This is a genomic window from Brevibacillus sp. NRS-1366 (genome assembly GCF_050467985.1).
In genome coordinates this window covers 41,387-57,033 of the sequence record NZ_JBITPN010000050.1, presented here as the reverse complement: position 1 = coordinate 57,033, position 15,647 = coordinate 41,387, and the positions used below count along the sequence as shown (strand labels likewise).

General features: G+C 43.5%; 15 protein-coding genes. 9 read left to right on the top strand and 6 right to left on the bottom strand.

Annotated elements, in window-relative coordinates; genetic code table 11:
- Positions 1-161 precede the first annotated feature (161 nt).
- Entirely contained in the window at positions 162-1,133 is a 972-nt protein-coding gene (locus tag ACIFQN_RS29185; RefSeq protein WP_429836550.1) for an ROK family glucokinase, read from the bottom strand.
- Positions 1,134-1,275: 142 nt separating this feature from the next.
- On the opposite strand from ACIFQN_RS29185, the gene ACIFQN_RS29180 reads away from it, so the two are divergent.
- From ACIFQN_RS29180 to ACIFQN_RS29165, 4 genes are all read left to right on the top strand, one after another.
- The gene (locus ACIFQN_RS29180; RefSeq protein WP_429836549.1) at positions 1,276-2,166 is read left to right on the top strand and encodes a diacylglycerol kinase; all 891 of its coding nucleotides are present in this window, start codon (positions 1,276-1,278) and stop codon (positions 2,164-2,166) included.
- A 104-nt stretch (positions 2,167-2,270) separates the two neighbouring features.
- Positions 2,271-3,722 (top strand): 23S rRNA (uracil(1939)-C(5))-methyltransferase RlmD, encoded by a 1,452-nt coding sequence (gene rlmD / locus ACIFQN_RS29175; protein WP_429836554.1) that lies wholly within the window; start codon positions 2,271-2,273, stop codon positions 3,720-3,722.
- Between the two features lie 997 nt (positions 3,723-4,719).
- The gene (locus tag ACIFQN_RS29170; protein WP_429836548.1) at positions 4,720-5,418 is read left to right on the top strand and encodes a hypothetical protein; all 699 of its coding nucleotides are present in this window, start codon (positions 4,720-4,722) and stop codon (positions 5,416-5,418) included.
- 256 nt (positions 5,419-5,674) lie between these two features.
- The gene (locus ACIFQN_RS29165) at positions 5,675-6,085 is read left to right on the top strand and encodes a hypothetical protein (RefSeq protein ID WP_429836547.1); all 411 of its coding nucleotides are present in this window, start codon (positions 5,675-5,677) and stop codon (positions 6,083-6,085) included.
- A 41-nt stretch (positions 6,086-6,126) separates the two neighbouring features.
- On the opposite strand, the gene ACIFQN_RS29160 is transcribed toward ACIFQN_RS29165, so the two are convergent.
- Both ACIFQN_RS29160 and ACIFQN_RS29155 read right to left on the bottom strand, forming a co-directional pair.
- Positions 6,127-6,315, bottom strand: coding sequence for a hypothetical protein (locus ACIFQN_RS29160; protein WP_429836546.1), 189 nt, complete (start codon positions 6,313-6,315; stop codon positions 6,127-6,129).
- Positions 6,312-6,482, bottom strand: a complete 171-nt coding sequence (locus ACIFQN_RS29155) for a hypothetical protein (protein ID WP_429836545.1) — start codon at positions 6,480-6,482, stop codon at positions 6,312-6,314. Before ACIFQN_RS29155 ends, ACIFQN_RS29160 begins: the two co-directional genes overlap by 4 nt.
- A 765-nt stretch (positions 6,483-7,247) precedes the next feature.
- Here ACIFQN_RS29155 and ACIFQN_RS29150 point away from each other — a divergent pair.
- From ACIFQN_RS29150 to ACIFQN_RS29140, 3 genes are all read left to right on the top strand, one after another.
- Positions 7,248-7,892, top strand: coding sequence for a hypothetical protein (locus tag ACIFQN_RS29150; protein WP_429836544.1), 645 nt, complete (start codon positions 7,248-7,250; stop codon positions 7,890-7,892).
- A 541-nt stretch (positions 7,893-8,433) separates the two neighbouring features.
- Positions 8,434-8,904 (top strand): DUF2691 family protein, encoded by a 471-nt coding sequence (locus ACIFQN_RS29145; protein WP_429836543.1) that lies wholly within the window; start codon positions 8,434-8,436, stop codon positions 8,902-8,904.
- A gap of 21 nt (positions 8,905-8,925) precedes the next feature.
- A complete protein-coding gene (locus ACIFQN_RS29140; RefSeq protein ID WP_429836542.1) occupies positions 8,926-9,558 on the top strand; it encodes a DUF3885 domain-containing protein in 633 nt (210 codons plus the stop codon).
- A 143-nt stretch (positions 9,559-9,701) separates the two neighbouring features.
- Here the strand turns inward: ACIFQN_RS29140 and ACIFQN_RS29135 are convergent, their stop codons facing one another.
- On the bottom strand, positions 9,702-9,884 hold the full coding sequence (locus tag ACIFQN_RS29135) for a hypothetical protein (RefSeq protein ID WP_429836541.1): 183 nt from the start codon (positions 9,882-9,884) through the stop codon (positions 9,702-9,704).
- Between the two features lie 118 nt (positions 9,885-10,002).
- Between ACIFQN_RS29135 and ACIFQN_RS29130 the strand changes: the two genes are divergently transcribed.
- Positions 10,003-10,359 (top strand): hypothetical protein, encoded by a 357-nt coding sequence (locus tag ACIFQN_RS29130; protein WP_429836540.1) that lies wholly within the window; start codon positions 10,003-10,005, stop codon positions 10,357-10,359.
- 43 nt (positions 10,360-10,402) lie between these two features.
- On the opposite strand, the gene ACIFQN_RS29125 is transcribed toward ACIFQN_RS29130, so the two are convergent.
- On the bottom strand, positions 10,403-11,884 hold the full coding sequence (locus tag ACIFQN_RS29125; protein WP_429836539.1) for a leucine-rich repeat protein: 1,482 nt from the start codon (positions 11,882-11,884) through the stop codon (positions 10,403-10,405).
- Between the two features lie 265 nt (positions 11,885-12,149).
- Positions 12,150-13,427: a DUF6273 domain-containing protein gene (locus ACIFQN_RS29120; protein ID WP_429836538.1), complete on the bottom strand. Its 1,278-nt coding sequence runs from the start codon at positions 13,425-13,427 to the stop codon at positions 12,150-12,152.
- 491 nt (positions 13,428-13,918) lie between these two features.
- Between ACIFQN_RS29120 and ACIFQN_RS29115 the strand changes: the two genes are divergently transcribed.
- Positions 13,919-15,499 carry a WG repeat-containing protein gene (locus ACIFQN_RS29115; protein ID WP_429836537.1) on the top strand — a complete coding sequence of 527 codons (1,581 nt, stop codon included), beginning with the start codon at positions 13,919-13,921 and terminating at the stop codon, positions 15,497-15,499.
- Positions 15,500-15,647: the final 148 nt, after the last annotated feature.

Here is a 15,647-nt window from a genome sequence, read left to right as displayed (position 1 = left end):
GAGGGAGTTTAAGTGCTTCACCGTGTTACAGCATTCTTGCTTAAACTTTCTGGAGCGCATAACAAAGTGCCTCAGCGTCCGCATCCAGCATTACTTCGGTAAAACCTTCCACTAAAACGTGGTCGCTCGTCCTTGAAAAGTCCTCGATAGAGGTTTTTTTTTTAATTGTCCATTTTAGAGCGAATCAGCCAACCAGCCCCGTATACGCCAGCATCATTTCCCAGCATGGCCGGAAGGATTTCCGTGGATTCTACGACATAGGAAAAAGGGATAAAGCGGGCAAAGGAGGCGCGTATGCGTGAAAACAGAATCTCCCCCGCTGCTGCGACTCCGCCGCCAATGACGAATTTGGCAGGATTGAGGACAATCGCTAAATGGGAGATCGCGAGCCCCAAATAAAAGCCGACTTGATCGACGATGGCGAGTGCTGCCTGGTCACCAGCATTGGCTGCATACAGCACATCCTTGGCCTTGATATTACCAGTGACAGCAAGAACTTTAGCCAACATCGGGCTGGTTCCGTTGGCAACTGCCAGCCGCCCCTCGCGAATGATTGCGGTGGCGGACGTATACGTCTCGAGGCACCCGGTTTTTCCACAGTTGCAGTCAGGGCCACTGCCTGGCGTCATGGTGATGTGGCCGATCTCCCCGCCGACACCGTTGATCCCGGAAATGACGTTTCCATGGAGAATGACGCCGCCCCCCACACCCGTTCCGACAGTAATCAGAACCAGATCCTGTGCGCCCTGCCCAGCGCCGCGCCACATTTCACCGAGTGCTGCTATATTCGCATCATTGTCTACGGCGACAGGCAGTCCTGTCAGTTCGCTTAGTTTTTCTATTAATGGGACGGGTTTTTTCCAATGCAGATTTACTGCTTGCAAGACGACTCCGCTTTTCGCATCAATGGGACCTGGAACACCTACGCCGATGCCCAGGACTTGTTCACGGGTGTAGTCATGCTTTTGGAGCAGCTGGTTCATCATAGAGGTGATTTTTTGCAAAATGCCGTCTTCACCCAAGGCGACAGGCGTAGGTTCCTGTGTTTTGGCCATCATCTCGCCACCCGGGGTAATCAGCGCCATCTTGATCGCTGTTCCCCCAACGTCAACACCTACGATGATTTGATCCACAACCGTCCCTCCGATCGTCTTCATTCCCATCTTTTTCTATCTTATCACGCTACCTACAGCATAGCGATTCCCAAAAATGGCTATAAAGGATATGATGGAAGAGAGTACACCCGTGAGCGAGGGAAGGAAGAAGGGATCTGCCTTGAAACGAGCCAGATTAATCTACAATCCAAGCTCCGGCCGGGAGATTGTGCGTCGGAGATTGCCGGATATTCTTGAGTTGATGGAATCGGCCGGATATGAGACGTCTTGCTATGCAACCAGAGGGGAAGATGACGCTACCGAGGAAGCAGCGCGCGCTGTTGCCCGCGGGTTTGATGTCATCGTGGCGGCAGGTGGAGATGGAACGATTTATGAAGTGGTGAACGGGATGGCGGAGCTAAAAGCGCGCCCGTCTCTAGGAATAATCCCCTGCGGAACAAGCAATGATTTTGCCCGTGCTGTCGGTATACCCAAGTCAATCAGTCGTGCTACCGAGATTATTACAAACGGGAAGAAGCGTCGTGTAGACTTGGGGCGGATCAACAACAGGTATTTCATCAATATAGCCGGGGGCGGCTCATTGACTAATCTTACTTATGAGGTCCCGAGTAAGCTGAAAACGCTGATCGGACAAATGGCGTATTACGTCAAAGGATTGGAAAAATTGCCTTCGCTGCATCCGATCCGTGTCCGTCTGGAAAACCGCAAAGAGGTGCTTTTAGACGAAGAAATCATGATCTTTTTGATTGCCAACAGCCACTCGGTAGGCGGCTTCGACAAGCTGGCCCCGGATGCCAACCTGTCCGACGGCAAGCTGGACGTGATCGTAGTGAAAAAGACCAACATCGCGGAGTTTATTCGCTTGGCGACGCAGGCGGTGCGTGGGGAGCATTTGAAAGACCCGAATATCTTGTATTTCCAAGCGGACTACATCAAGGCCACCTCACCTGGAGGCGAGACTGTTCAGCTCAATCTGGACGGTGAGCTGGGCGGACAGTTGCCTTGTGTAGTAGAAGCGCTGCCCGGGCATATCGAGTTGTTCGTGCCGTAGGAAGGTAGTAAAATGAATAGAAGTAGCCGTGGGGATGCTGATGGGCATCCCTTACGTTCATGTTGTACGGAAGTAAAGTTGCAGGATAAAAGGAGCAAAGAATGGTGGCAAAAACAACAAAGAAGCGGCGCGGACCGCACCCGGCAGCAAAAGCGGAGCTGAATGTACCAGTACGTGTCGGACAAACCGTGGAAGTGGAGATTACCGGACTGAATCACGAGGGAGCTGGTGTTGGCCGGGTTGAAGGATATACGCTCTTCGTGAATGGAGCACTCGCAGGTGAGCGGGTTCTTGCTCGAGTCGACCATGTGAAAAAGAACTTCGGCTTTGCTAAGCTGTCCGAGGTAGTTGAGGAGAGCGCGCATCGCTTTTTGCCACCCTGTCCACTGTACGACCGGTGCGGCGGTTGTTCCTTGCAGCATCTCGCCTATGAAGAGCAGCTGCGGCACAAGCAGCAGATCGTACGGGATAACCTGAGGCGTATCGGCGGCTTTTTGGTGGAGGGAGAAGGGGCGATTACAGTCCACCCGACACTCGGGATGAGCGAGCCATGGCGGTATCGCAACAAGGCGCAGGTGCCGATCGGTGAGGAAAACGGAGCCTTGGTCGGCGGCTTCTACGCGGAGAAATCGCACTCCATCATTGATATGGCAGAGTGCCTGATACAGCATCAGGCGAGTGACGAGGCTGTAGCGGTTGTGAAGCAGGCGGCGACCAAGCTGAACATCGCGGCGTATGATGAAGAGCGTGGCACTGGGCTGCTGCGTCATGTCGTTGTCAAGGTAGGCGTGAAAACAGGCGAGGTCATGGTCGTGCTCGTGACGACCGAAGAGATGATTCCACAGCGCGATCAGCTCGTGGAAGCAATCCGTTCCCGGGTAGCGGGTGTGACCAGCATCGTGCAGAACATCAACCCGGACAAGACCAACGTCATTTTCGGGAAAAAGACGGTAACGCTATGGGGCAGCGATGTCATTTACGATTATATCGGACCGATTAAATTCGCGATTTCGGCACGTTCGTTCTATCAGGTGAATCCTGCTCAGACGGAAGTGCTGTATAACAAGACGCTGGAGTATGTAGGGGCGACCGGCACGGAAACGGTCATCGATGCGTACTGCGGAATCGGGACGATCTCGCTCTTTTTGGCGCAAAAGTCCAAGCATGTGTACGGGGTGGAGATTGTGCCTGAGGCGATTGCCGATGCGAATCGTAATGCCGAGTTGAACGGAGTAAAGAACGCAACGTTTGAGACGGGGCCTGCCGAGGTGGTCATTCCGGCGTGGAAAGAGCAAGGAATTCGCCCGGATGTAATCGTGGTCGATCCGCCGCGCAAGGGCTGCGATGAGGCGTTGTTGACGACGATTTTGGAGATGAAGCCGGAGCGGGTGGTTTATGTGTCCTGTAATCCATCGACGCTGGCGAGGGATTTGAAGGTGTTGGCGGGGATGTATGAGGTGAAGGAAGTGCAGCCGGTGGATATGTTCCCGCATACGGGGCATGTGGAGTGTGTGGCGTTGATGGTGAGGAATTGTAGCCAAGGAATAAACCTTTGATATTCATAATAAACACCTGACAAAATCAATATAAACATTTGATTTCAGCCCGGGGAAAAGATCGAGGTAAAATGGAAAATCCAGCAACCTCAACTCTTTTCCCTGTTTTTGTATCAAGCCTTTATTCTCACGAAAATAATGTTTTGGTTGAAAAAATGGAGTCAAAAATGGAGAAAAAGCGGGAGTCGAACCAGGACTTTATTTTGACGGCCAACGGCAGAATGCGGGGTGAGACGGGGTAAAATGTCAGAGGTTTATTTTGTCTGTACATAGTTAGGACGAAAAAAGAGGAAAAATCATTTCTCTTTTTCTTTTAAGTGGTTAGGATTTTGAGGGTGATAACGAAAAGATATCATATTCATGGACTATCAAGAGGCGGAAGACAAAATACATTCTGATCACCTGTTTTTCACAATGACTGGGTGAATAATTGAGTTTTATCCAACCCCAGTTTTACGTTTCTAAAACAAAAGCATAATTTAAAAGAGAGGGTGGTACGATGAGCAGTAGATTGAATCAAGCCGACCTATGGCTTATTGAGGAGATTACCTTCGAACTACAAAAAGAATTTAATATCTCTATCGAGAAAGCCAAGGATTGCATTCGAAATTCTAATCTAATGCCAATGTTGTATTCGAATCCGGTATTTGTTCATCATGAAGACCCTACCTCTTGGGTTCGAATCATTGCAAATCAAAATAAGTTGAAGAAGCTTATTGTCTAATAAGTTTTGGAATCTGTAGGACCGGGCATTTCGCCCTGGTCTTTTTGTTACTCTGAATTAAGCCTCCGTACAATTGATTGTTCTCTTACTCCTTTTCCCATTCCCTTTAAGCATCTTCAAACACCAAATAGGTAGTGAACCAATTAATTTCTACATAAAATCTATTGCATCGATAATAAGGCAAATAACGCTATTCACGTATACCAAAATCAAGAGCCAATTGCAAAATGTGAAATTGTCCATCCGCAGAACAATTGGACGACAACTTATTCTTTGTATGAATGGCACGGGCACAGAGAATCTTATGAGTCTTGCCATACGAATTCAAATGGAGAAGAGAGCTGTCGGACTGTCACCTATTGTGTAACGGATTGGGACAACGAGTGGGAAGAAACGAAATCTCACTATGAGCGTTACGAAATTAAGAATGTATTCTTCCGAAGCAAACTCACCGATGATACACAAGGTGGATGGGTAGATATACTGAAACAACCAGGTAAAGTGAAGGCTGGATATGGCTTTGAAATAAAATTTGTTGTTCAGTATACAACGAATAGTTACTCAGCTGCTCCGAAACCATGGAGATCTGGATGTAGTGGTAAAACAGTGAGTCCAGGATGGAGTTCAGTAGAAACGCCTCAAAGCATCACAGTGACAATGCCTTACTCTGATCAAAGCGGTAAACCGGTAGTCTATAATTTGACACCAACTTCCACATCGGGAACATGGGATAATAAGACTGAGGTGTATGAAATGCCAATGCGAAATGCGTTCAACATGAAATCCACGAGAGAAATTTTCGTGAATGAATGGGCAAGAGACGCAAAATATAGCATTCGCATAGATACCTTCCCATTCTATGGTTCATATGACAAACCACCGACTGACGATATCCTTTATGATAGTAGGCAAATTGTCCTGCAGATTCTCGGAGCCAATAGCGATGACATAAAAAGTCATGTGACCCAATGATTTATTGATACATGTAATAAAGGGATTAGGCGTAAAATGCTCCTAATCCTTTTTTTATGCTAAGCAGCAAGAACATTTGTATTGTTGCCTTGAAAACTCTATCATCTTATTTCCAACTGTCTGTTTTTCCGTTATCAGAACATCAATACCAAACTATAATATGGCAAACATAAATGAAAAGGCGAATGAAAGATTCAAATTTGTAGCAAGGCAGGGTTTTGTTCAGGAAATAAAAATTAAGAAGGGAATTGATATCATGATCAAGAAGATGGTTTCTTATTTTATAGGTTTGTTGATTCTTTCCTTTTTGTTGGGAGGCGCTATATCTTTTGCTTTGGATTATGTGCCATATTTAATTCTGTTTATTTTGTCGATTTCTCCGATTTATGGAGCGTTTAGAATTCAAAGAAATTGGTCAAAAGGAATGTTTTCTCTTTTTAAGGTCTTCCGTTTACGTAAAGTGTCGCTAACTTTATTATTGATCGGTAGTATCGTAATTTTGATGGTCTACAAGGTCATTCTTATAACTCTTGCAGTTAGTTTGTTGATTAGCTTGGGGGGAGCGTCAGTAATCTATCTGCTATGGGAAAGCAACCGATTTATACTTAAAAGATGGAAATCAATACAGATTGTATCATTCTTTCAGGCATTTAAAAGTGCTTGGTGAAACGAAAAAAGACAGCTGAGAAAGCTGTCTTTTTTGCATGGTTACGATACGTAGTTATCTAATACTTGATCCATTATTTCAATCGAAATCGACCATTTGCGATTCATTATATCCATAATCTCTACTGCAGAAAGTTCAAGTTGATTAGCCTGTTCGACTGGAAGATTAAACTCGTAAGCAAATTTCATTGTTGCTTCTTCCTTGTGCGCTTCGATTTCAAGCCAATTCATGAACTTTGCTCACATGAGAAGAGATTAGCTTCCTCTTTGATACCGTAAATCGTACTTCCAATTAGTTCGCCACCCAAGCTGTAAATTTCAAATTCCATGTCGCACTTATCAAAGTTTACGGGGTGGAGAAAGAAAAAATTGTTATTGTACATTACTAACTTAGCCATAGTTTCAGCCTCCTGAATTTACTTGGTTAAACGACAAGCGTCCACCTTATCTCTACATCTGCTGATATCATAGGCAATTGCCGACGACTACATAACAGATTCTTCTATTTTTATTCAAACACTTGTTCTTATTTTATGGAATTTGAGCATCGGATTCAAGAAATTTGTTCTATTTTGGAAAAAAATTCCAATGTGGTTATTAAGTAAACTCCATTGAATAGATAGAACTAATAAAGCGGCAGTTTTTCCACTGTGTGATAAACAAAAAAAGACTCACGCCACTATCTAACTCATCAATAAGATATGTGATATTCTTGTCTGCGTTTTGGAGTAACTTCTTGAAAAGCTTTTCTACACATACACGGCTGTAAAGCATCGTTATGGTAGATTGACCTTCATTCTGGAAAAGCAAGTTCTACAATTTGTTGTTTTGTTGAATCACAAGTGTTTATTGATCATCGCTGAATGGACTCCAATCTTTTTTTTACAATTTTGTATCCATATTTGGGTCAGCGATTTCCTTACAACCCAGTACCGAATTTTCACCTCTTCGATCCAATTAATGATTCATCTGTTTCAACAATGATGAATCAAACACCGTTTTAATCATAAGTTCCATTTCAGGGTTGAGATTATTAGAGATATCAAACATTTCGAACTCTAAGAGACTATAATACCAAAAAAAGTATTTTTAGTAAATTATTGCATTTGCCAAAATCTTCTATTAAGATTGAATCGTAAAACAAAATCTTGATTGGAGGTTGGATGATGAAAAGGTTGTATGCCCTGTTGTTTAGCATTTGCATGTTGGTAGTTTTCAGTGTTCCTCTTGGCGCTTCCGCAGCAGTCGAAGAAAATACCCCTGTGGTCAACGAAAGAATTGTGAACATCTTGAAGAAGAACAATATTGGTTACACAGTGGAAAAAGGCAATGTGAAGTTAGTGAACACATCACCTGAAGCTATTTCTAAAGTCAATCAGTTACTTGCTTCAGAATTTAATCCAAGCCTTCTGAAAGCCGCTGCTTCGTATCCTACTGCATATGTACACATGAAAGCGCATGATATTCAAAAAAACAAAAAATTTACAGCAGCACTAAAAACAGCCTTAGGAGCAGCCGTTATTGAATGGGCAAAAAATGGTGGACTACCAGACCCACGGAAAATTAGTGTAGCGGCTGTTGGTGGATTCGGTGTCTATTACTTTGTGCAAACTGATACAGAAAACTTGTATTTCTCGATTAAATACTACTACAGAGAATTGTCTGCTGGTAAGTTCGATATGAACGGAAACTTCGTTGGTGACTATGAAATCAAGAAGGAAATCAGAGTGACTAAAAACTCTGATTATACTGGTGGCAATATTGGATTAGATGTGAGAAAATCATCTATATTAGATCCTTTCTTTTAAGGTGAGGTGGGACAATTAGAGTTTTTGGATACTTACTTACTTTCGTGCTTAACTTCATTCTTGCATACTTTATATACGATCAATCCGGCTATGTTAAACCTTTCATTCAGTCTGTTTTCATAGTGGTTTTGATTGTAGTGATGGATTTAATTTCGAAAAACAAAAAGAAAGATCTAAAGTAAAGACACAATAACTAAACAGCCTTAGTCAGTTAAGTAGTTCTGACTAAGGCTGTTTAAGTAAATATGTCCTCTAATAATGTTGTAAATCCGCTTTTTTGCTTCTGGTTTCAATTAGTAAATTATTTTGCCGATCCTCTTAGTGTACGAGATTTTAAGTTTCGTTAAATGCCCCTTAATCAACGTTCCATTTTTTTAATATGCACTGAGGAACGCTAAGGTAAAAATGGCTATCAGTAAATGATTCATATTTACCAGAGTTCAAAAATTGGGGGCGGATAAAGAGCTGCATAGATAATACTATGAAGGTTGTTGGGGGAATGACGGGATGAGGCTTTATTTTCATGAGGGGGATCATTAAAGTGAACAGAGGAATCTCCTTTCTAATCCCCAATGAATATGGAAGATTTATCAGTGATATCTTGGAGTTAATGGACTGTAAATTGTACGATTGGCTGATCGGCAGTGGCCACATATTGAATGTGGTTAATGATCAGTTAGTAGACGAAGAACTTTTTTATGGGAGTGAAGCGATCGTGAGCGGGTCGGAATTGAGTTCCCGAATAAATTGTAACTTGTACTACACAATCTTTGCTGATCTAAAAGGATTTCCAAAAGGTAAAAGGATTTCTATCATTGAGACATATGAGGACTATTTTCAGAGCGATTGTGAAATTGTATTGCTTATAACCGACTCAATTTATGTCTCCGTTTACTCCAAGGACTTATTACTTTTAGATCTCCTTCATTCTAATGCGATAAGCAAAGGATTCCAGTCTGTGAGATATATAACGGATGAAAATGACACACGAACTGAAATGGTTGCATGGTGATATAGTGATAGGAGTGTTTGTGTGCAAATCGATGAATATCTGGACAGCAATTTTTCTAATCTAAAGTTAAGACCACCTCTCTTTTACAACTGGAAGTTTGGAATCCGTTTCGAATTGCGCGACCCGAATGAAGAAGATACGAAAATCTATATGGAACGTGTCTATTTTCGTGCAATAACACTTTTTCAGGAGCTTCATTCAACAAATGATGAGATCATAATAGTGGCAAACGTTCATCACGCTGGTGAAGAAAACATATTTAGAAGACGGAAAGTAAAGATATTTCAGCACTACATTAAAGCGAAAGATGTATTACGTAAGTTGCAACATCAAGTCATTCCCTATATTTTTGAAGATGTTTACGATATTAATGATTTTGAAACGCATAGATATGCCTTGAACTGTAAAGTTTCTGATGTGAAATACATTCACTTGATTAGAGCAATTTGTAATCAAGACATGGGGATCAAGCCTAAAATTATTCATGATGTATTCTTTGTTAACCTATCGAAAAATACAATTTTTCACATTTATGATGATCGTGGTTGTGATGTACTTGCTTCATCTAAAGAATCTATTAGATTTTTGTACGAACGATATAATGATTGGATTTTAGATTATGACAAAGAGGCAATTGACATGGTATTTCAATAGTTTGCTAAAGGAATTGTCCTACCAAAAAATCGAGTGACAATAGCTAATAATCAAGCAGTTTATCCAAGAGCGATTATTTTCTTGAATAATCCTGGAGAAAAAAATCCGTTAGCGGTTTAAACTCCCATCTATTGACTATGCACCTAATCTTTTTCAAGCTCTTCAATTGCTTTCAAAGATTGCATATCGTAATACTCTTCACCGCATTCCATACACTTTGCCCCATCAACCTTGACACTAATGATGAATTGAGATTTTACTGGAATATCCAGTTCGGCAGGAGGAACATTCGTACAGCCGCACATAACATATTGTTTTATATCCATCAAAACAGGCCACTCGCGAGTTTGCTTCAGATTTATCGTTGGTTGAGAGCAAAATAAATTTTGGATTTTCCATAATCACTTCATTTCCAGTGAAAATGGGAGCAGGAGACTTCCAGAGATGACGAAAGAGGCTTATAAGATATTAGATCCTGTCTGTGAAAAGCATGGAGTTGATTTTTCAATCGTGGAATCGCATAAATGCGAGGCTTATTGTGGTGATATTTTGGAAGCAGATGCAGATCTCTTTGTGAATGGGTGGTTTTATTGCTACTCTTGCAAGGAAAATGGTTATTGCATCCGCGATCGCTGTAGCTCGCCAAACAAAAAGGGTAGCAGCTTAAAAAATGGGATCATGAAAATTTTGCAGGTCTGCCCATTTTTACAAAACTTCTGTAGTCCCATAAGATTTACAGTAGCTACCAGGGTATCTCTTTTGCTGGTTGAGGAAAAACGGAATTATGCAAAATGCTCATAATACGAAAACGGATACCCCATGATTGAGGTATCCGTTTTTGTAATCAATCCTTCTTGGCCACGTTGTATAGTCGAAGCATGGTCACAATCGCCTGCTCTGTTGTGTACGGATCGTTAGGGGCAAATTGACCCTCGCCCATACCATTCATGACGCGGCTACCCGTTTTTTCATCCCTCATGGCGGAAATTACGGAGATCGCGGCCTTTCCTTCCGCCATTATTGTGGATATATCGGCAAAATTCAAAACATCGGCATTGGGAGAGATGTTAAGCAATGCCGCCAGCCGTGACAGCATAATTGCAGCTTCCTGCCGGGTAATGTCGGCGAAAGGGTCGAAAATGCCATTGCCACGCCCTTTGATAATGCCCAACTGATAAGCCCTGAGTATTTCTATGCTATTGGTATCCGAAAACGTGTCTCTGTCATCCACAACAGGCGGCGCGTCCGGCCCTCTCATTGCGATGTATAGGTTCAATGCCAGTTCGCAGAATTGCTGACGTGTGATGTTCCAAGTGTAGTTGACAGACATGGAAGACTGCGGCCCCACGACCAACCCGAGTTCAACGGCGCGAGCGGCCTCGGGTCGTGCCCAGACACTGGGACGCAGGCTATTCGTGTCGTAGCAGTCATACGGCAGGGTCTGGCCGCGTACGCCAATGACGCGCCATTGCCAGTTCCCGGCTGCATTTCTGGTAAGCGCCTCGAAACGGCCGTATCCGAGATAATTGATCTGGTCGAACCGGGGTGGGATTACAAACGCCCCTGTGCGGTCGATGACGCCGTATTTCCCGTTGCCGGAAGGGCTTTTCATGTACCGGCTAAAGCTGTCGGTCGCCCTCCAAGTCATGCCCTTCGTCTGCACGACTGCCATATTGTCAAAGAAGGTGATGGATTTTGGCCACAGCGCCTCAACGGAAAAATCCAATATCATCTTCAAGTTACTATCGTAAAGTCCCAATTGGTAAATTGTCATAGACTCCAAGTCCTGATGACCTGGGTGGTAATCCTCGAGTTGCACCGTTTTTTCCCTGACAACAGTAATATATCCCTCTCTGTCAATTCCTGTAATATAGCTACCTTCGGGGAGCAGGCGCGCGTACTTCTTGTTTTCGGACGCGTATGCGTTCTTTACATCTACTTGCACAGACGGCAGGTCGCGCAATTGGTAGCAGTTGAAAAACGCATCTTTCTCGATGCTTACAACACTCTTCGGGATAACGATGTCTTCAAAGCTGGAGTAGGTGAAAGCGTTGTTGCCGATTCGCTTCACACTGTTTGGGATTTCCACACTTTCGATTCCCAGTGGCGTTGCCCGCATCTCCATCCATCCACTGGGATAGAACGCAAAGTCACCGATTTCGATTACTCCATCGGGGATGACAACGTGTAGTCCGGAGCCGCGGTATTCCTCCAATACGCCGTTGCGGATCAAAAAATCGTCCTGATTGGCAAACGATGCCGCAAATGCGCCGCCATACGGGCCCAGCAAGAAGAGCGCCAACAGTAGAGCAAGTAGTTTTTTCATGGTTGTACCCTCTCAATATAGGGGATTGCGACAATTTGAGGCAATCCCCCCTAATTTTATGACAGATGCCGGCCATGATGCGCTTTCCGCCATCCATATCCTACATGTCCGTAATGGCGCAGACGGCGATCTTCGCCTCTTCCATCATGCCTCTTTGTCTGTGAAATGCAGCGGCGGCTTCCTGCAGGGTAATGTTCGTGAAAGGATCGAAATTCCGCAATCCACAGCCTTTTGTTATTGAGGTTGATTTTCCCATTCAGAGTATTTACTTCGAATATGCCGCTCTGCTGTCAATGCTGATTGCTTTTGTGTTGCTGTCATAGCCCACATGGAAATCGAACACCTGCGCCAGCTCACGCAGCTTAAAATAGTTGTTGCCGTCGATGGTATAAGCCGTAAACTCTACTTCCTTACCGTCCATTAGAATCTTGGATTTGTTCAACACAGGTGTTTTATTTCCACTGCCTTTCGTTTTCATTTCCGAACCGTCGGGCGTGTATGCCTTGTTTCTCGTCAGGCTTATCATCTTGATCGTACCGTCCCACGCGGCGTCAAACTGCACACGAGTGCCGTTGAGCACATAGGCCACGTCGCGCAGCTTGAAGTAGTTTTCCTGATTGATCGTGTAAGCATCAAACGAGACACTGGCACCATTGACATAGGCTGTGGATGCGGTGGGCATGGCGACAAGCGGCGGAACCACGGCTACGGTAAATGCACCCGGTTCCCCGGGAACTGAAGTCAGGTTGATCTTTGAAAGGTCTATATAAAGGGCAGGCCTGACGCTTACCGAAAAGAAATCTTCAGGATCGACGAAGTTAATGCTACCATCGTCAGAAAAAGAAAGGCCTTGTGTCTTTGTCGAATCCCGTAGCATGTAACCTGGAAGATTTTGTGTGTTATCTACGCTGTTTTTGGAGAAATATGCGCGCACTTCCTCTTGAGAAAGCAGAAAAATCTTGTCTGCGGTATCTCGGCTAATCTTTGTTCTAACGATTGTTTGTTGAATGACACTCCTTTCTATCTCGGAAAAACCAAATGTCATTAAACTATAGGCTGAGTAGTCTTTCCCACTGGCATTCTCGCTAGGACCATACCCGTTGAGCCAGCTTCTTACAGTACTCTCCGCCCAATCCAACTTGCCTTGTTGTACGGGAAATGAAGCCCGCTGTAAACCCTTTTCAGCAAGAAGAAGTGCCGCCTTATCGCTAACTGATAATACGCGCCACTTTACAGGAGAAAGCCCATAATAATCAGGCCCCGGTCTGCCATCCCGCCTTAAATAATAGGTTTCTCCGACCTTTGCGAATGTAAAAATCTCCTCCGGCGTCCCATATATACCAACGTCCATGTGAACCGCGTCCGTAATCCCAATCGGGTAGGATTTAAATGGCAGGGGCGAAAAAAAGTAATTTCCAAAATACAGGGTGTTACCAGTCGAAAGGCGGACATTTTCTCCGGCGGCGTTACCGACAGCACCGCTGTTTAGGAGAATCAAACATAGGACGAACATCATACCGACTGTTTTTGTAAATGGTCTCATGGCTCTCCCCCCTTTAAAACCAATGTGCGTTATATTTATGTTAAGATGGAAGCGTCTTGATGAAAGCGCCACCACCTTAACATAATTAGTCAGATGATACAATGATGCAACTAGACAAAACTGATTTCGAAATTCCCATGGTTACCGCTCGGCAGAGCCACATCAACCGTAGCTGTAGTGGACGAACCCAAATAGATACCAAAAAATTCTGAGATTGGTTTATAACTATAATCCCAGCTTCCATTATTAAGCCTAAAAACTATGGACGCATGGGTTCGAGTACCAGCGGGGACTGGAACCGGTGTAATTCGCATTGTTTTACCGTTAGCACCTGAGATCTTGAATGTAAATGTAGGGGCAAATCTTATGTAACATTTCATAATTATCTCAGAATGATATTTAAGGAATTTTTAAGCCGTAAAAGCGTATTCACAATTTGAAGTACGGTAACTAAGCGTTAGAAGATTAATAAATTTCGTGGAGGTGTAGGTATGCAGTTTAAATTTAAAAAAATAGTTTCTGGTCTTGTCTGTGCGGTTTTATCGTTATCAGTTACATGTGTGCAAGCTCAAACCTCTTCTTATACGCAGATAGTAAACTTCTCGTATGATAGAATCAGGGAGGTTTCTACAAATGCTTTTGTTGGAGAAATTCACGGAAAATACGGAGTTACATCTTTTGATACGAAAATCATTATACCTTACAATTTCGTAGAAATACACGTCTCCTACGATAAGAAAAACAATACATACTGGTATGTCGTAAGAGATGACAACAATAAAGTCGGCGTCTATTCATCAGAGGGTAATGTGGTGCTGCCTTGCAAATATGACGGAATAACGGTAACGGGCAGCATGGCCCGTGTTGGTTTATATGAAAACAAAGCAGGGAAAACGGTTATGTTAGCGGGCGTGTATGATTTAAACAAAAAAGCATTGATAGTTCCCATACAATACGATTCCGAAATTCAGTACGATGAAGATGCAAATATAATAATCGCCTCACACATGGATGCCCATGATGATTTCCAGATAAGCGCTTTTAAAGAAGATGGCACACTTCTGATGGATACTGCCGCCATAAAAGCTGGGGCGATCCCTGTTCGATATGTCGGAAAGGGTTTATTCATTGCGCAGGATAAAAAGAAAAATACCTATGGGGTACTAGATATAAAATTAAAACCGATCATTCCTCCTGTTTACACGGAAATTGTTTCGCTAGCTAATGGAAGTTTTGCCGTACGCAAAAATAATCTTTGGGGACTTTATGCAAGTAATGGTACTTTGAAATTGCCGATTGAATTTAATTCTTTTGAAGCCCACGGTACATATGGCAAGGCTGGAATTCAGAACAAAAATGTATTCGTGAAATTGCATGGTACAGACAAGGCTTTTTATGATGAAAAGGGAGTGTTCATTGCGTACGCTGACGATTTAATCCTGCATTCGGGCAATATTTCATTGTTGCTGAAAAATGGGAAAATTGGCGGCGTTTCGAATGGCGCTAAAGTGCTACCTTATGAGTACGAATACGTTGTATCCTCTGATCTTTCCGGAAATTTCATCATACTGTACAACGTAAAAGGCAAGTCCTACAAAGATTTTACCGTGTTGAACAACAAGGGAGAAGTTATCATACCTAAAGCCCAATGCGGTTTTGTATCGTTGTTATACTCCGACCTTGATGTCTTGGGGTGCTACAAAGGCGGCAACATTGAGGCGAGAACAACAGTGTCAGGCATACAGCTTACGGACTACTCCGACAGCATAGTGGCGTTATATACACTACAGGGACAAAAAATAAACATACCTAACCCTCTGAAAAGAACTGTCGTATATCCATCGGTCGAAAATGGCTATACCATTTTGTCCCCATTGAAAGAAAAGACTGTGACAGTCATTGCATTAGACGGAAAGACCTTAATCCCTCGGGGCACGATAGACAGCTTGCGACCTCTTGAAAAAATAAGCGAAGTCAATCAACCTCCCGGATACTTTATAGCCGAAAAGAATGGGAAAGAAGGTATTGTCCGGATTGACAAACTTCCAAGTAAACCTTTGCCTGGGCAATAAAAGAAGTGTCGGCTGCCATTGAAAATGAACTTGTTCCAAACGAGCTTAATATCGCTTACAATGCTCCATGTACCTGGGAGGATTTTCAATGGGATTGAGAAAACCCTTATACATCAAGGCTTTATCCCACCTCGACATACAGCAACCA